This is a genomic window from Enterobacter cloacae complex sp. 402C9 (genome assembly GCF_050030745.1).
GTDB classification, from domain to species: domain Bacteria; phylum Pseudomonadota; class Gammaproteobacteria; order Enterobacterales; family Enterobacteriaceae; genus Enterobacter; species Enterobacter intestinihominis.
In genome coordinates this window covers 66,350-84,924 of the sequence record NZ_JBLGUW010000003.1, presented here as the reverse complement: position 1 = coordinate 84,924, position 18,575 = coordinate 66,350, and the positions used below count along the sequence as shown (strand labels likewise).

The following is an 18,575-nucleotide window of genomic DNA, read 5'->3' as shown; positions in this document are numbered from 1 at the left end:
AGGGGTCGTCTCAGAAAACGGAATCTATGGTCACTCCCGTTTTTGCAACACCGATTTTGACGACAAGTTGGCTTGCTTGAATCTATCCGGCGTCTGAATGGGATTTTATTCCCGCGCCTCGATGAGTTCCGCGCCTGATGAACCTCCAGAAAATATACGGCTTCAATGAGCCTTTCCGTTTTACAGGTTCCTCAACAGGCCGGTGGGCCGTTAGTATCATCAATATCAGTATTCGCAAAACCAGATGAATGATTGTTTAAACTGGTGTATTTCTGCCTTTATGCTTCGTAAGTTTGCTGTCGCGCCGTCAGTGCCCAGGCTATTCTGGCCAGCTTGTTTGCCAGAGCACAGGTGACGACAAAGTTGCTTTTCCGACACAACAACTCCCTGACCCAGTCGGCCAACTTGCCAGACTGGTGTTCCAGTTTTTGTATGAATACCCTGGCACACTGAACCAACAAAGTTCGGATCTTTTTGTTGCCCCGCTTGCTAATCCCTAACAATGTCGTCCGACCTCCCGTGCTGTACTGTCGGGGTACCAGCCCTGTTGCCGCCGCAAAGTCACGGCTGCTGGCGTACTGCTTCCCGTCGCCAATCTCAGTTGAAATAGTACTGGCAGTCAGCGTTCCAACGCAGGGAATACTCAGCAAGCGCTGTCCAACCTCATCTTCGTCCAACTTTCGTTTCAACTGAGATTCCAGATCTTTAATCTGCTCAACAAGATAGTGATAATGCTGTTGTAATTTCAGCAGTAACTGGCTGAGATAAAGAGGCAAACTACTGTCCTCAAGAAGGGTACTCAGTCGACTAATAACGGCAGCACCTCGCGGAACGCTGATACCAAATTCCAGCAGAAAAGCATGCATCTGATTAGTTGTTTTCACCTTATCCTGAACCAGGGATTCACGGACACGATGCAGAGCTCGCATTGCCTGCTGAGATTCGGTTCTGGGCTGCACGAAACGCATAGATGGACGTGATGCTGCTTCACAGATAGCTTCAGCATCAACGAAGTCATTTTTGTTGCTTTTAACGAATGGGCGGACAAATTGCGGTGATATCAGCTTTGGAAAATGCCCTAACTCTGCCAGCTTGCGTGCCATAAAGTGAGAACCGCCACAGGCTTCCATCGCGATGGTTGTTGCCGGGCATGTCGCCAGAAATTCGATTAGCTTTGGTCGGGTGAATTTTTTACGGTAAACGGCCTTCCCACGATGATCCTGACAATGAATATGGAAAGAGTTCTTACCCAGATCGATACCAATAAGCGCAATGTTTTCCATGATGGTTCTCCGAATGAAAGCCTGTCCTCAGCATAGTACCGGGAAGGAGGGAGTGACCATCTCATTAATTATCCCACGCTAAGACTGTTTTTTGTACAAAGCGGTATCGACTGTACGTAATGAGCGGTATTTTCCGGATCCCAGCTTAAGATTATTACGCCAGACGTAATCTCCACTCAGATTGATATGTTCCCAGCCCAGGGGAGAAAGATGAGAGACCAGTTGCTCATTTATCGGGATACCCTTTCGTTTTAGTGACTCAATAGCTCTTTCTATATATACCGTGTTCCACAACGTGATCGCTGCTGTCAGTAATGTCAGCCCGCTGGCGCGATAACTCTGATTCTCCAGCCCACGATCCCTTATTTCACCCAGACGGTGCAAAAAGACCGCTCGCGCAAGGGCATTACGGGCCTCACCCTTATTCAGCCCCGCCTGCACGCGTCGGCGCAGACCGGGATCACGGAACCAGTCCAGCATAAATAGTGTCCGTTCGATGCGGCCAATCTCTCTCAGCGCTTTGGCAAGTCCATTCTGTTTTGGGTAACTGGCTAACTTTTTCATCATCAGTGATGCGGTGACTGTCCCCTGCTTAATCGAGGTTGCCAGGCGCAATACCTCATCCCAGTGCGACTCAATGTCTTTGATATTTAGGCAGGTTGTTGATATGACAGACTGAAGCCCCGGATAGCGCTCGGCCTTTCCATGAATAAACAGCCGCTTGTCATGAAGATCACGGATCCTTGGCGCAAAAGCGAATCCCAGCAGGTGCATCAGGGCGAAAACATGTTCAGTGAAGCCTGCGGTATCGGTGTAATGCTCGGTAATTTCCAGATCGCTTTCATGGTACAGCAGGCCATCAAGCACGTGGGTTGAGTCGCGCACCCGGCTGATCACTTTGGCGTAGAACGGGCTGTATTGGTCTGAGATATGCGTATAAATCTGCACGCCCGGCTCCTGACCATATTTAAGATTGACCTGACCGGCATAACGTCCGTGACTGCCTACCCGAAAGTTCTGCCCGTCTGACGACGATGTTGTCCCGTCGCCCCAGAATGCGGCCAGAGGCCGCTCTTTCTGTGCGTTGACCAGCTCGGCCAGTGCCGCTGAATAAGTTTCATCCCTGATGTACCATGCCTGAATACCTTCGAGTGACGATCTTGTGGCCCCAGGGCAGGATTCCGCCATTTTTGTCAGCCCAAGGTTGATGCCGTCAGCCAGAATGGTGGTCAGCAACAGTCTTCCGTCTTTTGGTCTGACGTTATTATTTTTGAGGTGCGCGAAGTGACGCGTAAATCCCGTCCAGCTATCAACTTCTTCCAGTATCTCCGTAATTTTCGGATGGGGAAGCATGCCATAGACCAAATCTGCAAAGGGCGAAACACCTGAAGGAACGCTGTTCTCCAGTGGAGTGATTTTTACGCCTTTATCTGAGATATCTACATCGGGCAAATCACCGGCAAGCGCCATCGCGTTAACTTCTTCCAGCCGAGATGCAAGAAGAGTCATACGGGCCTGAAGGTATGCCTGGCTATCGGTCTGAACGGCCAACTGTAACTGGTCATTATGTCGGGATTTCTCAAACTCAGCAGTCGGGATGAGATAATCATCAAAATTTTTGTAGCGGCGCGATCCTTTTACCCAGATATCACCGGAACGTAATGCACCCTTGAGTTCATTCAGTACGCAAAACTCGTAGTACTTGCGGTCGATGCCTGAAGGCGTGAGCACCAGTTTTCGCCAGCTTTCAGGGATAAACCCTGTTGGCGCTGATGGCGGCACTTTACGAAGTTGTTTACGGTACATTTCCGTTATGGTGTCCAGCGCATCGCTGAGCGCCTGCGCCGCAGGTGTCGCCATGAACTGCAATGCTGACAGCATACGCGGGGCATATTTACGCAACGTACTGTATTTTTCGGTGATCAGATGAAGCGCGTCGAAATTGCCCTTACGGGAAAGAAACCGCGTTTCTTCCACGCTGTTGATGAATTCCTGCCAGGGAAGGACATCTTCTATTGCAGTCCAGGGATCTTCCCCGGATTCTCTGGCGTTAAGTAACGCCTGCCCGACGGTAACGTACTGCTTCAGCTTGCTCTGAATAAGCTTTCCCGTTTGCTGGAGCCGTTCGGCCTGCGTGCGTTTTGCCCTGCTGAACAGACTACCCAGGATACGCTCGTGCAGATCAATCACTTCGTCAGTCAGGGTGGCCCTGGCCTCTGTTATTATACAAACCAGCGTAGCGTAACGTCTGACATCGGTGAATTTTGCCAGGTCCCTGCTGCTCATTTTCCGGCCCTCACGCGCCAGTTTAAGCAACCTGTTCTGGTGAACGGAAAGTGCAATACCATCAGGCAACCCCAGCGCAGCGATGGAATTAAGCCGGTCGATATGTTGCAGCACATTTTTACCGTTTATTTTACCCGGAGGCTGTAGCAGCCATGCCAGACGGGAAGGTTGTTCACCCTCTGATATGAGCAGGCTGTCGAGTGCTGATTTATGCTGCTTTTCCAGTTGCGCGGTAAGTGTCGAAAATACCGATCTGTTAGCGAGCGTGACGACTTCGGCAAGCGTCCGTTCGATCACTTCAACAGAAGGGAAAATAACATTATTGTTATGTAGCCAGCTGAGCATTTCTTCCGCCAGCATAAATCCTTTGTCAGTTCGCATGGCATAGGGGTGCAGATGACGGATACAGTCTTTTTGCATTGACCGGCTGAACGGGGATAGTTCCAGGTAGCGATAAAGTTCGGTCAGATGTTCCCAGCGGGTTTGCTCTCTGGATGCATATTCCGGCCATAAATCAGGCTGAAGTTTCAGTCGGGAAGCAACCCTGGATACAACGCCATTGTGAGGAGCACTGCTTTTGTCCGGAATAAATCCAGGTCCACGCAGATAACAGAGTAATACAGCAAAGCCCAGGCGATTCGCTGGCCTTCGGTGCTTATTAATGAGCGCAATATCCGGTTCGTTCAGAAAACACATTCGGGTCAGAATAATTTCATCATCTGGTATAACCAGTAAGCGTTCCTGCTCTTCGCTGCTCAGTATCTGTCGCCGTGGCATAAATGCCTCCCTCGCGTATAGTTTTCATCTGTTATTTGTTCGCTGTGACCGAAACCGGTCGGTTTCGTACACCACTTACAGCACATGTCCGAAACTTAGTGAAATTAATTTCGGACACACGTTATAATTCGGACATCCATTTCGTACGGAAAGTTTCCCATGTCACGTGTTTTTGCCTACTGCAGGGTCTCAACTCTGGAACAGACCACAGAAAACCAGCGTCGTGAAATTGAAGCGGCGGGTTTTGCCATCAGATCCCAACGACTTATTGAGGAGCATATCAGTGGCTCGGTTGCTGCCAGCGAACGCCCCGGATTTATCCGGTTGCTAGATCGCATGGAAAATGGGGATGTACTGATTGTCACCAAACTTGACCGTCTGGGTCGTAATGCGATGGATATCCGAAAAACAGTAGAGCAACTGGCGGCTTTAGATATTCGCGTTCATTGTCTCGCACTCGGAGGCGTTGACTTGACCAGTCCGGCCGGAAAAATGACTATGCAGGTAATTTCTGCTGTAGCGGAGTTTGAGCGGGATTTGCTGCTTGAGCGAACGTATTCAGGTATTGCGAGGGCAAAAGCGGCTGGAAAACGCTTCGGTCGCCCCCCCATCCTGAGCGAGGAACAAAAGCAAACAGTGACAGAGCGCCTAAATGCTGGCATCAGTATCAGTGCTATTGCCCGGGAATTTAATACCACCCGCCAGACTATCCTTCGGGTAAAGGCTGGATTGCTGCAAGAGTGAGCGGCTGGGAAGATTATAAAAAAATCAAATGGTTATTATGAAATAAAACAGCCTGCTGGGTTCTTTTCCCCCTATTTTTTATAAAAGAGTAGACAAAAGAGGTTCGCGACACTAATCTACCAACTAGATGATTGGTGCTGGTTACACCAGCTATACCTTTTATCAAGAAATTACAGGAGCCATTATGTCTACTACCGTTAAACCTTCTGCAGACGCAGCTGCGATCCACAATACCCGTGAAGCAGTTCGCAGCCAGCCTGGCCTGGGTAACCTGACTTTCCAGATGAAAGCCCGTTCCAGCGGCGGATTAACCGTTCGCACAGAGACCGGCGCCACAATCCAGAACGGCGTTATCGATACCAGCCGTGTGGGGAAATTTTCTAATATCGGTGATGAACCCGCAGGTTTACTCGGCACCGATACCGGCATGAGCCCGACTGAATACATCATGCAGGCGCTGGCTGGCTGTTATACCGCCACCCTTACCATGATGGCTGCTGAAAAAGGGATCGACCTGGACGGTATCGAGCTGGATCTTAATTTCGATATCAACCTCAACGGCTTCCTTGGGCTGGACAGCAACGTGCGTAAAGGTGCGAAATCTATTCGCGTCGATGTTCACCTTACGAGCAAGACCGCCAGTCGCGAGGAGTTAGAAGCGCTGGTCAGCGAAATGCAAAAGAATTCGCCAATCCACGATACTCTGGCTAATCCGGTTGAAATGATTACACGCCTGGCGTGATGTCAGAGATGTAATGCTGCCATTCAGAATGCAGGATGGCAGTGACGTTCAGCTCTGCACGATACTGAGTCAGTGATACAACTTGCTACGGAAAAATAGCAACAATATAATCTATCAACTAGTAGATTATATGGAGTAATTATGACAACCATGACACGGGAACGGCTGCTCAGCGAAGCAGAACACCTGATGCGCGAAAAAGGGTATTCAGTATTCAGCTATGCTGATTTATCAAAAATAGTGGGTATCACCAAGGCCAGTATTCATCACCATTTCCCGACCAAAGATATTCTGGGTGAGCAGGTGGTAATACAGGCGTTCTCTGATACACAACGCGTATTTGAGCAGATAGAGGCGACTGAGAAAAGCGCGGAGAGAAGAATTGCGGCTTACATCGATATCTTCGCGCAAAGCCATAAAGCTTCGCTACTGCCACTGTGTTGTGCGTTGTCAGCAGAGACCGCCAATCTGCCTCAGGCAATTACTGTACAGACATCACTTTATTTCGATATGCAAATCGAGTGGCTCACAAAAGTCGTCAGGGCGGGCATGGAGTCAGGTGAGTTTTCATCCCATGCCGAACCATCAGATATTGCTTTGATGATCATTAATGTCTGTGAAGGCTCAAGCGTAGTGGCGCATGCAACGGCCAGACCCGAAGTCTTCGCCAACAGCCTTAAGTATATAAAACTGCTTCTTAATACCCCTCATTCAGGAGAATGACACTATGCTGGACTGGAACAACTATCGCTCAGAGTTAATGCAACGTTTAGGCGAGTTGGGCAAACTGACCCCCGAGACCATGAAAGGCGTGGTTGCCCTGGGCAACGCAGGTAACAAAACTGACCTTTTGGGCGCAAAAGTGCGTGAACTCATTGCCCTGGCGTGCGCAGTCACAACCCACTGCGACGGCTGTATTGCTTTTCACGCCGACGCCGCTGTGAAAGCCGGTGCAACCGACGCTGAAATTGCTGAAGCGCTGGGCGTGGCGATTAACCTCAACGCTGGCGCGGCGGTCATTTATTCAGCCCGCACTCTGGATGCCGTCGGTCAGGCACGCGGTTAAGCATTAATAAATTCCACGTTAAAAGGGCATTACTGCCCTTTTTTTATGTCCGCAATAGCCTGAGCATATACCGATGCAGGTTTCACACCCGGTATGCGTTTAACTAATTGCCCTTCATGAAATATCAGCACAGACGGCAGCCCCCAGATCTCGTATTTGGTTGTCAGCACCGGCGCCTGATCTACATTGACTTTCCCCACCTGAATATCTCTATCGAGCCGGTCTGCAAACTGACTGAACATTTCTTCGCTGGCCTGACAGGGCGGACACCAGGGTGCAGAGAAACGTACCACCGATATTCCGTTGTACTGCTCTATCTGGCGGAAATTATCTTCGTTATAAGCTGTTAATGTACGCATGGTGATGACCTCGCAAAATGAGTGACAATTCAGAAATGGCTGCGTTATGACAAAAAAATACGACACAGCCATTGACCTACCTACTAGATGGTTGGTATATTGCCACCCATCAGATGTTTATGCAACTCCAGTGCGCGACGTCCAGTCGATGATACTGCCGGGCTGTGCAAATCCCTGCCGGGATACTCCTTTTTGTTTTTTGTGAGGTATACGATGAGTAAGCTTTTCACCCCCTACAATCTGTCTGGCCTGGCGTTAAAAAACCGTGTAGTCATGGCACCGATGACCCGCACCCGCACCATGAATGACGTGCCGGATGAGGTCGTGGCTTTGTACTATGCACAGCGTGCTTCTGCTGGCCTGCTCATCACCGAAGGGATGCCGGTTTCAGAAGAAGGCCGGGGTTACCTTTATACCCCTGGTATCTACAACGACGAACACGTCCAGGGCTGGCGTAAGGTGACACAAGCGGTTCACGCCAAAGGTGGCCGTATTTTCGCGCAGCTCTGGCACGTCGGCCGTATGTCTCACGTCTCTCTTCAGCCAGGCCACATAGCGCCGGTTTCAGCGGGCACCGTTCAGGCGGTCAATACCACCGTTTTTGCGCTGACCGAATCCGGAGAACCGGGCCCGGTTGTACCAAGCCAGCCACGCGCGCTGGAAACGCATGAAGTTAAACGCATCACTGCAGACTTCGTGCACTCCGCACGCCTGGCGATGGAAGCCGGCTTTGACGGCGTGGAAATCATGGCGGCAAACGGATTCATCTTTGACCAGTTCCTCAGTAGCGAACTGAACACCCGCACCGACGAATACGGCGGCTCGGTGGAAAATCGTCAGCGTTTCCTGCTGGAGACCATTGACGCCGTGGCGGAAGCCGTGGGTAACAGCCACGTTGCCGTGCGCCTGTCACCGTTCGGCCGCATTTATGACCTCGCGCCGTATGAAGGTGAAGAGCAAACCTGGTCAGCCATCACCGACGCGCTCGGTCAGCGGGAACTGGCCTACGTACACCTTTACTATCAGCCGGTGTACATCAAAGCGCCACTTCCGGAAGGCTTCCGCCGCCGTTTTCGCAACACGTTTAAAGGCACCATCATCGCTGCCGGCGGTTTTACCCGTGATATCGCAGAGCAGGCTCTGGAAGATGATGAGCTGGATCTGGTGGCATTTGGTGTGCCCTACATCGCTAACCCGGATCTGGTTGAAAGAATGCAAAACGGCTGGCCACTGGCAGAAAGTGACCGCGCCACCTACTACGGCGTCAGTGGTTCCCCGGAAAAAGGCTATACCGATTACCCGGTCTGGCAGGCGCAATAAATCCCATACGGTCGCGGTTCTCTGATAAGTGAGATCCGACCGCCCAACGTCTTTGAGGAATCATTATGCAAACGCTGAAACCCACCCTTACCATCGATATCTGGTCAGATTTGGTCTGCCCGTGGTGCTGGATTGCTAAAAAAAGATTTGAACAGGGTCTGAATCGCTTTGAATTTCGCGACCAGGTGGTGATCCGCCATCACAGCTACCGTCTGGCCGGTGGTACTCCCGCGATGCCTTTTAAGGATGCCATCGTTAAAAAGCTGGGCAGTCAGCATTCAGCGGAGCTGATGATGAATCAGGTGGGCACCGCCGGTAAATCTGAAGGTCTGATCTACAACTTCGACGGCATGATGTTTGGTGATACAGAAGATGCACACACCCTGCTGGTTGCCGCGCGTAAGGCCGGAATTGCGGACGCGGTGGAAGAACGTTTTTATCATGGCAGTATCACCGAAGGTCGCTCTCTCTTTGACCGTCAGCAGCTCGTTGCCATGGCCGTAGAAGCCGGTATGCCGAAAGCTGACGCTGAAGCCGCCCTGGAAAATGACGATTTTCGCGCCACCGTTTCCGACGATGAAGCCCACGCACAGTCTATTGGCCTCAGCGGCGTTCCGGTTTTTGTGATGAACGAAAAATATGCCATCAGCGGGGCTCAGGTAGCAGATAACTTTTTGAATGCCCTGCGTCAGGTCTGGGATGAACAGCAAACCGAATTTTCAGCCACTGCGGGTCAGACCTGCGGAACGGATGGCTGCAGTATTTAATCCGTCAACCGCCGGCAGTTTCACGCTGCCGGCAACGTCTTACCCACCAGTAATGGAGTCAGAAAATGAACACTTTTTTCAAAGGTAAAAAACTGCTCGTCGTCGGCGGTACCAGCGGCATGGGCCTGGCCGTGGCACGCATGGTACTGGAAGCGGGCGGCAGTGTCGTGCTGACCGGGAATAAAAAAGACAAAGCCGAAGCGGTGCAAAAAGAACTGAGCCCTCTGGGACCGGTTGCGGTCATCGCGGCGAACCTGATGACCGAAGAAGGTATGGAAACTATCCGTCAGGAAATTAATGCTCACCATCGCGATATCAGCCTGATGGTGAATGCCGCCGGTATCTTCATGCCCAAAGGATTTACCGAGCACAGCTTTGCCGATTATGACATGTATCTTTCGCTGAACCGAGCCACGTTCTTTATTACACAGGATGTCGTGAAGAACATGCTCGCCGCGAAGCTCGAAGGGTCTATCGTCAACGTCGGTTCGATTGGTGCTCAGGCTGCACTGGGTGACTCGCCGGCCTCGGCCTATTCAATGGCAAAAGCGGGTCTGCATGCCCTGACGCGTAATCTGGCGATTGAGCTGGCCAGCGCGGGTATTCGTGTCAACGCGGTGTCTCCCGGGATTGTTCATACGCCGATATACGAAGGCTTCATGGACAAAGCGGATATCGCAGATGCTATGAAGTCGCTGAACGATTTCCACCCGCTGGGACGCGTCGGAACTGCCGAAGATGTGGCAAACACTATTCTCTTCCTGTTGTCTGACAAAACCTCATGGGTGACGGGCGCTATCTGGGATGTCGATGCGGGCATCATGGCGGTCAGACGATAACCCCGTGACGCTGGCATAAGCCGCCCCTTAAGGGCGGCATTTTTTTGTCGCCAGACATGTCATCAGCAGGCTTCACTAAGAATATTCACGACCTGTTCATCCGTGCCTTTTGTGTTCCCGGCACAGGGTGTTATGCCGGGTTCTGACGACATCCTGACAGGACAAAACGGCCAGAGAGAAAGGGGTTATACACGATGAGGAGCCGGTATCCGCAGTACCTGTGAAATTCTTTTCATCCCTGCTGTCAGCATACTCCGTGGGCAGGCCAGATTTAACCGGATATATCCGTCCCCATTGTCGACAAACAGCAAGCCCCCTTCAAGAAGGACCCCTGACTCCCGGGCAAAATACAGCGATAAATCCTCACCTGCGGTGTCGGGCAGGTAGCGGCTAATATCTATCCAGGCCAGATATGTCCCTTCGGGGATCGAGAACCTGGTTTCGGGTAAATAGCTTTTGAGATAGTCGTGCAGGTACTGGAAATTGCCGTCAATATATTCCCTCAGATGGACAAGCCAGTCATCACATTCACTCCACGCCGCTTTGTTTGCTGCCAGGCTCAGTGGAGAGATGAACTCGTCGTGTCTGAGACGCCACTCGCTTCTGACACCGGGATCCGGAATAATGATATTTGCCAACAAATTCCCGGCCAGATTGAATGTTTTACTCGAGGACATGCAGGTAATAATGCGTGTAGAATCAGGGAAAAGAGAGGCGGCCGGTGTATGACCGATACCGCTTCGGGACAGGTCGCAGTGAATTTCGTCAGATATCACCCAGATGTCATTGGCCAGGCAAATTTCAATAATCCGCTTAAGTTCATCAGGCCGCCAGACTCGTCCGGTCGGGTTATGCGGATTACACAGGAAAAGAATTTTCACACGTAAATCGGCCTGACTGGCTTTGCGTGCAAAGTCTTCCCAGTCAGGTTCCCAGCCGCCTGCTGATTTTTTTAACGCCGAGTACACCACGCGACGCTGACTGTATTCACCCGCCTTTTTAAACGGGCCATATGAAGGCGTCATAATAAGAATACTGTCATCCATGTCGGTCAGAAGCGGGACGAGACGGTTCAGCGCGGGAATAATGCCCGGAGACAGCACAATGTCTTCCGTTTTGAAACGGTGACCATATTGTCGCTCACACCAGCTGCCAAAGATCTCATAGTATTCTTCGTCGTAGATTTTAGTGTAGCCGAGTATTTTTCTATCCAGACGGTCTCTGATGGCCTGAAGAATCGGCTCTGGTGTGGCAAAAGCCATGTCAGCAACCCAGAGGTTGATTAGCCCTTCTGCCGGATACCGCATTGCAAATTCGGACTGTCCCGAAAACAGGTATTCCCGCCAGCCGTCCACGGTGAGACTGTCTGTTTTCTCTCTGCTTACGTACTCATCAAAATCATATTTCATTTCATAAACCTGCCTTAGGTGTAGTCAGAAACGTCGACCTCAGTATTACTGTCAGTCTGATGCCGGAGCGGGAAAACTGGCTCGTGTGATTAACATAAGAGAATCATCACAACTGCATGAATTAATTGCGTTATTAAGGTTCTCTCGCCTTTGTCATCGACTGACGGGGGGATTTCTCGCGTGTCACCATCACAATGCCAGTCAGCACCGCCAGGGCAGAAAATATCGTTCTGACCGTCAGTGATTCATCCAGGAATACCACACCCCCTAGCATTGCCAGACAGGGAACGCTGAGCTGAAGGGTACTGGCGGTGATAGAGCCGAGAGAGGGTAAAAGGGTATACCACAATACATATGCACCGGCTGAGGCGGCGGCACCGGACAGCAATGACAAAGCAATGCCCGCAGCATCATAGTGACCCTGCTTCATAAACAGCAACGAAAGAGCGAGAGCCATCGGCGTGGCGAGTACAAAATTTGCCGCCGTTGAAGCCCCGGCCGCCTGGCCCGCCCTCCCCCTGACGGAATAGGCGGCCCAGGCTAATCCGGCAACGATCATCATAAGTGCACTGTAAAGCGGCGGTGCCTTCGCCCCGGGTAACAGCAGGGCAGCAATTCCTGCCAGAGCAATAACTAAACCGCAAGCCCGCATAACGGAGAGTGATTCCCCTTTAAATAATCCGTGGATCACCATCGCAAACTGTACGGCACCAAAAAGTAACAGCGCACCTGCCCCGGTATCGAGATGGATATAGGCGACAGAGAAGAGCACTGCGTACACCATGAGGTAAAATCCGCTCAGCGGACGCCACAGCGATAATGTAGTTTTTGCGTGATAAAACAAGAAAGGTGACAGGACGAGTGCACCACTGGCCAGCCTGAGGCTGCTGAATGAAAGGGGATCAATGTGGCCTCCCTGCAGGGCCAGACGGCACAGAATAGAGTTTGCAGCAAACGCCAGCATTGCCAGGGATATTTTAAGAATGAGCGCGCAATTGGCCATTCAGTGAGACCTCATAAAATTCTTGTAAACTACCATCTAGTTGGTAGCATAGCGTAAGTGATCACCGAACAGGAAGCAATAATCAGCTTTCAAACTGGAAGGTGAGGACAGGCATTCGGAATGAATTCTGTTTCACATCCCCAGTAGAGGAAGGAAAACGCGTAATGCCAGATGCAGAGCAGAAGATTATTTTTCCCTGCGATCAAACATATGAAATCAGTTTAAGACCTGGAATATCCTATGAAAAAACTAAAATTTACGTTCAAAAATGCGGCTGGTGAAGAACTGGCCGGATTGCTTGAACTTCCTGAAAATCCTAAAGCGTTTGCGCTGTTAGCTCATTGTTTTACGTGTGGCAAAGACCTCAAAGGCGCGGCGCGTATTGCGCGGAAACTGACAGAGAATGCTATCGCCGTTCTCCGGTTTGATTTTACTGGTCTGGGAAACAGCGAAGGGGATTTTTCCAACACCAACTTCTCATCCAATATTTCGGACCTGCTTTGCGCGGTAGATTATCTCCGCCGACAGTACGAAGCGCCTTCTTTGCTCATCGGCCATAGCCTGGGGGGATCGGCCATTCTGTCTATTGCCGGCGAAGTTCCTGAGGCAAAGGCCGTTGTCACCATAGGATCACCCGGAGAACTGACACACGTAAAACGTCTTTTTAAGGATGATGTTGAAAACATTAACCAGCATGGAGCCTATCCCGTTGAGCTGGCCGGGCGGGTATTTACCTTAAAGAAACAGATGCTGGACAATATTCAGGAACACAAAATCGCTCATAAGGTGTTCGCCATGAACAAGCCTCTGCTTATTTTTCATGCGACTGAAGATGATACTGTGTTAATTGAGCAGGCCGAAAAAATATTCAAAGCAGCAAAGCATCCCAAGAGTTTCATTTCGTTGGGTAAGGCGGATCACCTTCTGACTCATGCTCAGGATGCTGAATACGTTGCCGATATCATTATATCGTGGAGCGAATGTTACCTATAAACAGAGTAAATGCGTTCAAACTCGTAGCGCAGAGGGCGATTTTCTGCAGAGATCGGACGCTGTTTATGCTGGACTGATTTTGCGATAAAGGCTTAGGCCGATGCATACAGGCGGGGCTGAATAAGGGTGAGGCCCTTGGGCGAGCATCCTTCATGCACCGGCTGAATGAAATCAGGGATCTGGGGGTGGGAGGATCAGCGTTACCACGCCACCGGCGCTGACACTACATACGGCGGCGATAACACTCTGGAATACGGTTTATATAGAAAGAACCATTGAGCCGCTTAAGCAAAAAGGAGTCCCTGTTAATGAACTGCTGGTCTCTCATCCTTCTCCACTGCTGTACAAAATATAGTCTTAGCGTGGGATAATTAATGAGATGGTCACTCCCTCCTTCCCGGTACTATGCTGAGGACAGGCTTTCATTCGGAGAACTATCATGGAAAACATTGCGCTCATTGGTATCGATCTGGGTAAAAACTCTTTCCATATTCATTGCCAGGATCGTCGCGGGAAGGCTGTTTACCGTAAAAAATTTACCCGGCCAAAGTTGATCGAATTTTTGGCGACATGCCCCGCTACAACCATCGCAATGGAAGCCTGTGGCGGTTCTCACTTTATGGCACGCAAGCTGGCAGAGTTGGGGCATTCCCCAAAGCTGATATCACCACAATTTGTCCGCCCGTTCGTTAAAAGCAATAAAAACGACTTTGTCGACGCCGAAGCTATTTGTGAAGCTGCATCGCGTCCGTCTATGCGTTTTGTGCAGCCCAGAACGGAATCTCAGCAGGCAATGCGGGCTCTGCATCGTGTCCGTGAATCCCTGGTTCAGGATAAGGTAAAAACAACCAATCAAATGCATGCTTTTCTGCTGGAATTTGGTATCAGCGTTCCCCGAGGAGCTGCCGTTATTAGCCGACTGAGTACCATTCTTGAGGATAATAGTTTGCCTCTTTACCTCAGCCAGTTACTGCTGAAATTACAACAGCATTATCACTATCTTGTTGAGCAGATTAAAGATCTGGAATCTCAGTTGAAACGAAAGTTGGACGAAGATGAGGTTGGACAGCGCTTGCTGAGTATTCCCTGCGTTGGAACGCTGACTGCCAGTACTATTTCAACTGAGATTGGCGACGGGAAGCAGTACGCCAGCAGCCGTGACTTTGCGGCGGCAACAGGGCTGGTACCCCGACAGTACAGCACGGGAGGTCGGACGACATTGTTAGGGATTAGCAAGCGGGGCAACAAAAAGATCCGAACTTTGTTGGTTCAGTGTGCCAGGGTATTCATACAAAAACTGGAACACCAGTCTGGCAAGTTGGCCGACTGGGTCAGGGAGTTGTTGTGTCGGAAAAGCAACTTTGTCGTCACCTGTGCTCTGGCAAACAAGCTGGCCAGAATAGCCTGGGCACTGACGGCGCGACAGCAAACTTACGAAGCATAAAGGCAGAAATACACCAGTTTAAACAATCATTCATCTGGTTTTGCGAATACTGATATTGATGATACTAACGGCCCACCGGCCTGTTGAGGAACCTGTAAAACGGAAAGGCTCATTGAAGCCGTATATTTTCTGGAGGTTCATCAGGCGCGGAACTCATCGAGGCGCGGGAATAAAATCCCATTCAGACGCCGGATAGATTCAAGCAAGCCAACTTGTCGTCAAAATCGGTGTTGCAAAAACGGGAGTGACCATAGATTCGTTTTCCAAGCGGACCCCAATTAACACTTGCCAACCTATCTACTGGTTGGTAGATTTGATTTTAACAACACGACACACAAACAAAAACACACAACAGAACATCAGGAGCGTCATCATGAAAAACATCATCAAAACCACCCTTGCCATCATCGCCCTGTCCGCCAGCGCACTGAGCTATGCCGCCAGCCCGCAAATGGTTTCCCGCAGCGAAGCAGCATCGCTGCAAAAAATTGGGGTGGTCTCTTCCGGTGGCTTCACCACCCTGGATGACCTGGTGGCCTCACTGGATATGAAAGCCGCTGATGCCGGGGCCACACACTACCGCATCACCAGTGCCACCGGTATGAATAAACTTTCCGGTACCGCTGTCCTGTATCGTTGAATACCCGTTACCCTCGCAACTGCGCCCGGAACCCTTCTGGTTTCCGGGCGCAGTTGTGTCTGAATAACAGGCACCCGCAGGTGCCAGGAGAACATTATGTCCACCCATGACAGTCTGATTGAACTGACTGATACCCTTATCCAGCAGAACGGCTACCAGGGCTTCAGCTATGCTGATCTCGCTGACGGTCTGGGAATACGGAAGGCCAGTATCCATTACCATTTTCAGACCAAAACCGACCTCGGGCTTGCCTATTGTGAATACAAGGAGGCCAGCCTGCTGAAACTGGAAGCTGCCCTGTTACAGCTGCCACCGGGTAAAGCCCGTCTGCAGGGTTATATGGACGCATTTCTCAAATGCGCCGACAGCGGCCAGATGTGTGGCATTCACGCCATGCTGTCCGACAGCGCCCTGTTTGAAGAACCTCTTCAGAAAGCCACCTCACGACTGGCACAAACCGACCTGCGCATCCTGACCAGTGTGCTGGTTTCGGGTCGTGAAAGCGGTGAACTGGCTTTTACTGCTGAGCCGGCTGACGTGGCCATTATCATCGGCAGCGCCATTAAAGGGGCCCTGATGCTCAATCGGATCCCTCCTCATGATGCCTGTTCCCGCACCATGAGCGCGCTTATTCAGCTACTCTCCCGCCCGTAAAGCCACGCCTGTGGCTGCCCCGGTTTAACCGGGGCAGCCAGCACTCAAAAAAATCACCGCTGACAACGCCTGTATTCCGGGGGCCTCAGAAGACATTAAGACTTTCCTTGCGTTTAATTTCCAGTTACCCCTTGCCAATCTATCTACTGGTAGGTAGAATAAATATTAACAACACGACAACACAATAAAACAGACATGCAGGGGGCATCATCATGAAAGCACTTATCAACGACGTTATCGCTGTCTTCACCCGTAAAGCCCATGGACCGGTCATCATCAAATCCGATCTTACTGAGGAAGAAAAAGCAGCTCTGGTACCGGTCCGTACACTCTCTGTTGGCTGGGTGTCTTCCGTGGATGAGCTGGAGCGGGAGGTTATCCGCGAAGCCCTTGAACATGGCGCTGCCGCTTATCTGATTTCTGAGCTTGAGCAGGCCCGTTTCGTTCATGCCCGCGCCACGCTGTTTGCATAAACACAAAACGAAAATAAAAGGACACACACCATGAAAAATAACGTCGAGACACAACTGCGCCGGTTACTTCGTAAAACGTCAGGCCTGGACATTATGGTTCTGCGGCTGTCAGTGATTTTCATCTTCGCCCTGTTTGGCACCTACAAATGGTTTGCCTTCGAGGCCAATGCCCTTCACCACCTGCTGCCAGGCACCTGGCTCGGTGCGCTGTATCCGGCTCTCGGCGTTCAGGGGCTCAGCTACGCACTCGGCGTGGTGGAAAATATCACCCTTCTGGCCCTGATTGCCGGATTTTTCCGGCCGGCAGTGGGTGCAGCAGGCGCCCTGATGGTGGCAGGCACCGGCATCGTCACCCTGAGCCTTCTGCCGCAGCTGGGTCGCATTGACAGCTTCATTATCAAGGATGTTCTTCTGATTGGGGCTGGACTGGTGCTGTTGCGTCATGACCTGCGACGGACACTGATTAACCGGAGGGCGAAGCAACTCAGCGCCGTGCACAAACCCCGCTCGTCTGACGCATTGTCAGCCATGGGGTGACCCTGAATTACGCAGCAGCCTGATATTTCTGGCCAGCAAATATGACACCACTCCCGGGTTCATGGTGAGAGGCATGGAAGCCGCCTTTCGGGCGGGGATCACTCCCCGCTACTTTTTAGAGCGCTACCTGGAAAATAAGTCGCTCCCCGCCAACCCGGACTTTGAAAAACACTATCTGGATCTTATTCATGAGCAGGACCCGTCCCGGTGAGTGAGATTTGTCAGGAGAGCGATATGAACAAACCGTATAAAAAAGACCCACAGACCATTCAGGCACTGACGGAACTGCAGTTCAGCGTCACCCAGAAAAGCGCCACTGAGCGCCCGTTTACCGGAGAATATGACGACCACTTTGAGGACGGACTGTACGTGGATATCGTCTCCGGTGAGCCACTGTTCTCGTCGAAGGACAAATTTGATTCGGGCTGTGGCTGGCCGGCATTCAGCAAACCAGTGGAAAACAACGTCCACAACCTGAGCGACCTCAGTCATGGCATGGTGCGTACTGAAGTGCGTTCCCGTCACGGTGACAGCCATCTGGGACACGTCTTCCCTGACGGGCCACAGGATACCGGTGGATTACGTTACTGCATTAACTCGGCTTCACTGCGTTTTATCCCGAAAGGCGCTCTGGAAACAGAAGGATACGGTGAATTTCTTCCCCTGTTTGAGAAAGGAGATAAGCATGAAAACTGATGTGGCAATCCTTGCCGGTGGTTGTTTCTGGGGTGTCCAGGAGCTGATCCGCAAACTCAATGGCGTGGTCAGCACCGAAGTGGGCTATACCGGCGGACGTAATGATAACCCGACATACCAGCACCACCCAGGACATGCGGAGGCGGTGAAGGTGGTGTATTCCCCGGATAAACTGAGCTACCGAAAACTACTGGAATATTTCTTTAGTATTCACAACCCTACAACAATACTTCGTCAGGGTAATGACGTCGGCTCAAGCTACCGCTCAGCCATCTTTTTCACCACAGAGGAGCAAAAGCAGCAGGCAAACCAGCTTATCCGTGAAATAGATGATTCAGGAGTCTGGCCCGGAGTCGTGGTGACAGAAGTAGAGCAGGCCGGTGAGTTCTGGTCTGCAGAGCCAGAGCATCAGGATTACCTGCAGCATAATCCCGACGGCTATACCTGCCATTTTGAACGACCTGACTGGACGCTTCCGGGATAAGTCACCGTCGCAGACTCGCAGCATTCAGCCCCGCCCATGTGCGGGGCTTTTTTGTTCAT

21 protein-coding genes and 1 pseudogene are annotated in these 18,575 nt (G+C 51.1%); 17 read left to right on the top strand and 5 right to left on the bottom strand.

The window, feature by feature from the left end; genetic code table 11:
- Window positions 1-278: 278 nt before the first annotated feature.
- Together ACQG1K_RS25200 and ACQG1K_RS25195 are read right to left on the bottom strand one after the other, a co-directional pair.
- Entirely contained in the window at window positions 279-1,283 is a 1,005-nt protein-coding gene (locus ACQG1K_RS25200) for an IS110-like element IS5075 family transposase (protein WP_000427614.1), read from the bottom strand.
- Between the two features lie 78 nt (window positions 1,284-1,361).
- Window positions 1,362-4,346: a Tn3 family transposase gene (locus ACQG1K_RS25195; RefSeq protein WP_021242989.1), complete on the bottom strand. Its 2,985-nt coding sequence runs from the start codon at window positions 4,344-4,346 to the stop codon at window positions 1,362-1,364.
- A gap of 159 nt (window positions 4,347-4,505) precedes the next feature.
- Between ACQG1K_RS25195 and ACQG1K_RS25190 the strand changes: the two genes are divergently transcribed.
- The 4 genes from ACQG1K_RS25190 (at window position 4,506) to ACQG1K_RS25175 (ending at window position 6,898) form a co-directional block, all read left to right on the top strand.
- Window positions 4,506-5,090 carry a recombinase family protein gene (locus ACQG1K_RS25190; protein ID WP_012695450.1) on the top strand — a complete coding sequence of 195 codons (585 nt, stop codon included), beginning with the start codon at window positions 4,506-4,508 and terminating at the stop codon, window positions 5,088-5,090.
- Between the two features lie 184 nt (window positions 5,091-5,274).
- Complete coding sequence (locus ACQG1K_RS25185; RefSeq protein ID WP_000108589.1) at window positions 5,275-5,832, top strand: OsmC family protein; 558 nt, start codon at window positions 5,275-5,277, stop codon at window positions 5,830-5,832.
- A 141-nt stretch (window positions 5,833-5,973) separates the two neighbouring features.
- The gene (locus ACQG1K_RS25180) at window positions 5,974-6,555 is read left to right on the top strand and encodes a TetR/AcrR family transcriptional regulator (protein WP_020277920.1); all 582 of its coding nucleotides are present in this window, start codon (window positions 5,974-5,976) and stop codon (window positions 6,553-6,555) included.
- Window positions 6,556-6,559: 4 nt separating this feature from the next.
- Window positions 6,560-6,898: a carboxymuconolactone decarboxylase family protein gene (locus ACQG1K_RS25175; RefSeq protein ID WP_021242988.1), complete on the top strand. Its 339-nt coding sequence runs from the start codon at window positions 6,560-6,562 to the stop codon at window positions 6,896-6,898.
- 29 nt (window positions 6,899-6,927) lie between these two features.
- Here the strand turns inward: ACQG1K_RS25175 and ACQG1K_RS25170 are convergent, their stop codons facing one another.
- On the bottom strand, window positions 6,928-7,257 hold the full coding sequence (locus tag ACQG1K_RS25170; protein ID WP_021242987.1) for a thioredoxin family protein: 330 nt from the start codon (window positions 7,255-7,257) through the stop codon (window positions 6,928-6,930).
- A gap of 213 nt (window positions 7,258-7,470) precedes the next feature.
- Here ACQG1K_RS25170 and ACQG1K_RS25165 point away from each other — a divergent pair, with 213 nt between their 5' ends.
- The 3 genes from ACQG1K_RS25165 (at window position 7,471) to ACQG1K_RS25155 (ending at window position 10,183) form a co-directional block, all read left to right on the top strand.
- On the top strand, window positions 7,471-8,577 hold the full coding sequence (locus ACQG1K_RS25165; RefSeq protein WP_021242986.1) for an alkene reductase: 1,107 nt from the start codon (window positions 7,471-7,473) through the stop codon (window positions 8,575-8,577).
- A 65-nt stretch (window positions 8,578-8,642) separates the two neighbouring features.
- On the top strand, window positions 8,643-9,344 hold the full coding sequence (locus ACQG1K_RS25160; protein ID WP_426721158.1) for a DsbA family oxidoreductase: 702 nt from the start codon (window positions 8,643-8,645) through the stop codon (window positions 9,342-9,344).
- Between the two features lie 65 nt (window positions 9,345-9,409).
- A complete protein-coding gene (locus ACQG1K_RS25155) occupies window positions 9,410-10,183 on the top strand; it encodes an SDR family NAD(P)-dependent oxidoreductase (protein WP_004729618.1) in 774 nt (257 codons plus the stop codon).
- Window positions 10,184-10,368: 185 nt separating this feature from the next.
- On the opposite strand, the gene ACQG1K_RS25150 is transcribed toward ACQG1K_RS25155, so the two are convergent.
- Window positions 10,369-11,592, bottom strand: a complete 1,224-nt coding sequence (locus ACQG1K_RS25150) for a MalY/PatB family protein (protein WP_023287190.1) — start codon at window positions 11,590-11,592, stop codon at window positions 10,369-10,371.
- Window positions 11,593-11,725: 133 nt separating this feature from the next.
- Window positions 11,726-12,595, bottom strand: a complete 870-nt coding sequence (locus tag ACQG1K_RS25145; protein ID WP_001567390.1) for a DMT family transporter — start codon at window positions 12,593-12,595, stop codon at window positions 11,726-11,728.
- Window positions 12,596-12,835: 240 nt separating this feature from the next.
- Here ACQG1K_RS25145 and ACQG1K_RS25140 point away from each other — a divergent pair, with 240 nt between their 5' ends.
- From ACQG1K_RS25140 to msrA, 10 genes and pseudogenes are all read left to right on the top strand, one after another.
- Complete coding sequence (locus tag ACQG1K_RS25140; protein ID WP_004729622.1) at window positions 12,836-13,588, top strand: alpha/beta hydrolase family protein; 753 nt, start codon at window positions 12,836-12,838, stop codon at window positions 13,586-13,588.
- 26 nt (window positions 13,589-13,614) lie between these two features.
- Window positions 13,615-13,928: pseudogene (locus ACQG1K_RS25135) on the top strand (Tn3 family transposase); the annotation flags it as partial.
- Window positions 13,929-14,027: 99 nt separating this feature from the next.
- Window positions 14,028-15,032, top strand: a complete 1,005-nt coding sequence (locus ACQG1K_RS25130) for an IS110-like element IS5075 family transposase (protein ID WP_426721155.1) — start codon at window positions 14,028-14,030, stop codon at window positions 15,030-15,032.
- Between the two features lie 373 nt (window positions 15,033-15,405).
- A complete protein-coding gene (locus ACQG1K_RS25125) occupies window positions 15,406-15,672 on the top strand; it encodes a YdgH/BhsA/McbA-like domain containing protein (protein ID WP_001567383.1) in 267 nt (88 codons plus the stop codon).
- Between the two features lie 96 nt (window positions 15,673-15,768).
- Complete coding sequence (locus ACQG1K_RS25120; protein ID WP_001567382.1) at window positions 15,769-16,326, top strand: TetR/AcrR family transcriptional regulator; 558 nt, start codon at window positions 15,769-15,771, stop codon at window positions 16,324-16,326.
- A gap of 212 nt (window positions 16,327-16,538) precedes the next feature.
- Entirely contained in the window at window positions 16,539-16,799 is a 261-nt protein-coding gene (locus ACQG1K_RS25115) for a DUF1471 domain-containing protein (protein WP_001567381.1), read from the top strand.
- 30 nt (window positions 16,800-16,829) lie between these two features.
- Window positions 16,830-17,336, top strand: coding sequence for a DUF417 family protein (locus ACQG1K_RS25110; RefSeq protein WP_001567380.1), 507 nt, complete (start codon window positions 16,830-16,832; stop codon window positions 17,334-17,336).
- A 73-nt stretch (window positions 17,337-17,409) separates the two neighbouring features.
- Window positions 17,410-17,547 carry a hypothetical protein gene (locus tag ACQG1K_RS25105; RefSeq protein ID WP_021243014.1) on the top strand — a complete coding sequence of 46 codons (138 nt, stop codon included), beginning with the start codon at window positions 17,410-17,412 and terminating at the stop codon, window positions 17,545-17,547.
- A gap of 23 nt (window positions 17,548-17,570) precedes the next feature.
- Window positions 17,571-18,032 (top strand): peptide-methionine (R)-S-oxide reductase MsrB, encoded by a 462-nt coding sequence (gene msrB, locus ACQG1K_RS25100; protein WP_021243015.1) that lies wholly within the window; start codon window positions 17,571-17,573, stop codon window positions 18,030-18,032.
- On the top strand, window positions 18,022-18,516 hold the full coding sequence (msrA, locus tag ACQG1K_RS25095) for a peptide-methionine (S)-S-oxide reductase MsrA (protein ID WP_021243016.1): 495 nt from the start codon (window positions 18,022-18,024) through the stop codon (window positions 18,514-18,516). Before msrB ends, msrA begins: the two co-directional genes overlap by 11 nt.
- Window positions 18,517-18,575 lie beyond the last annotated feature (59 nt).

What these genes read in the sequence shown, in the direction of transcription:
- ACQG1K_RS25200 (WP_000427614.1), bottom strand. Translation starts at nt 1,283, where the DNA reads ATGGAAAACATTGCGCTTATTGGTATCGATCTGGGTAAGAACTCTTTC.
- ACQG1K_RS25195 (WP_021242989.1), bottom strand. Translation starts at nt 4,346, where the DNA reads ATGCCACGGCGACAGATACTGAGCAGCGAAGAGCAGGAACGCTTACTG.
- ACQG1K_RS25130 (WP_426721155.1), top strand. Translation starts at nt 14,028, where the DNA reads ATGGAAAACATTGCGCTCATTGGTATCGATCTGGGTAAAAACTCTTTC.
- ACQG1K_RS25150 (WP_023287190.1), bottom strand. Translation starts at nt 11,592, where the DNA reads ATGAAATATGATTTTGATGAGTACGTAAGCAGAGAGAAAACAGACAGT.
- ACQG1K_RS25125 (WP_001567383.1), top strand. Translation starts at nt 15,406, where the DNA reads ATGAAAAACATCATCAAAACCACCCTTGCCATCATCGCCCTGTCCGCC.
- ACQG1K_RS25115 (WP_001567381.1), top strand. Translation starts at nt 16,539, where the DNA reads ATGAAAGCACTTATCAACGACGTTATCGCTGTCTTCACCCGTAAAGCC.
- ACQG1K_RS25140 (WP_004729622.1), top strand. Translation starts at nt 12,836, where the DNA reads ATGAAAAAACTAAAATTTACGTTCAAAAATGCGGCTGGTGAAGAACTG.
- ACQG1K_RS25170 (WP_021242987.1), bottom strand. Translation starts at nt 7,257, where the DNA reads ATGCGTACATTAACAGCTTATAACGAAGATAATTTCCGCCAGATAGAG.
- ACQG1K_RS25180 (WP_020277920.1), top strand. Translation starts at nt 5,974, where the DNA reads ATGACAACCATGACACGGGAACGGCTGCTCAGCGAAGCAGAACACCTG.
- ACQG1K_RS25175 (WP_021242988.1), top strand. Translation starts at nt 6,560, where the DNA reads ATGCTGGACTGGAACAACTATCGCTCAGAGTTAATGCAACGTTTAGGC.
- ACQG1K_RS25155 (WP_004729618.1), top strand. Translation starts at nt 9,410, where the DNA reads ATGAACACTTTTTTCAAAGGTAAAAAACTGCTCGTCGTCGGCGGTACC.
- ACQG1K_RS25185 (WP_000108589.1), top strand. Translation starts at nt 5,275, where the DNA reads ATGTCTACTACCGTTAAACCTTCTGCAGACGCAGCTGCGATCCACAAT.
- ACQG1K_RS25160 (WP_426721158.1), top strand. Translation starts at nt 8,643, where the DNA reads ATGCAAACGCTGAAACCCACCCTTACCATCGATATCTGGTCAGATTTG.
- ACQG1K_RS25190 (WP_012695450.1), top strand. Translation starts at nt 4,506, where the DNA reads ATGTCACGTGTTTTTGCCTACTGCAGGGTCTCAACTCTGGAACAGACC.
- msrA (WP_021243016.1), top strand. Translation starts at nt 18,022, where the DNA reads ATGAAAACTGATGTGGCAATCCTTGCCGGTGGTTGTTTCTGGGGTGTC.
- ACQG1K_RS25145 (WP_001567390.1), bottom strand. Translation starts at nt 12,595, where the DNA reads ATGGCCAATTGCGCGCTCATTCTTAAAATATCCCTGGCAATGCTGGCG.
- ACQG1K_RS25105 (WP_021243014.1), top strand. Translation starts at nt 17,410, where the DNA reads ATGGAAGCCGCCTTTCGGGCGGGGATCACTCCCCGCTACTTTTTAGAG.
- ACQG1K_RS25110 (WP_001567380.1), top strand. Translation starts at nt 16,830, where the DNA reads ATGAAAAATAACGTCGAGACACAACTGCGCCGGTTACTTCGTAAAACG.
- ACQG1K_RS25165 (WP_021242986.1), top strand. Translation starts at nt 7,471, where the DNA reads ATGAGTAAGCTTTTCACCCCCTACAATCTGTCTGGCCTGGCGTTAAAA.
- msrB (WP_021243015.1), top strand. Translation starts at nt 17,571, where the DNA reads ATGAACAAACCGTATAAAAAAGACCCACAGACCATTCAGGCACTGACG.
- ACQG1K_RS25120 (WP_001567382.1), top strand. Translation starts at nt 15,769, where the DNA reads ATGTCCACCCATGACAGTCTGATTGAACTGACTGATACCCTTATCCAG.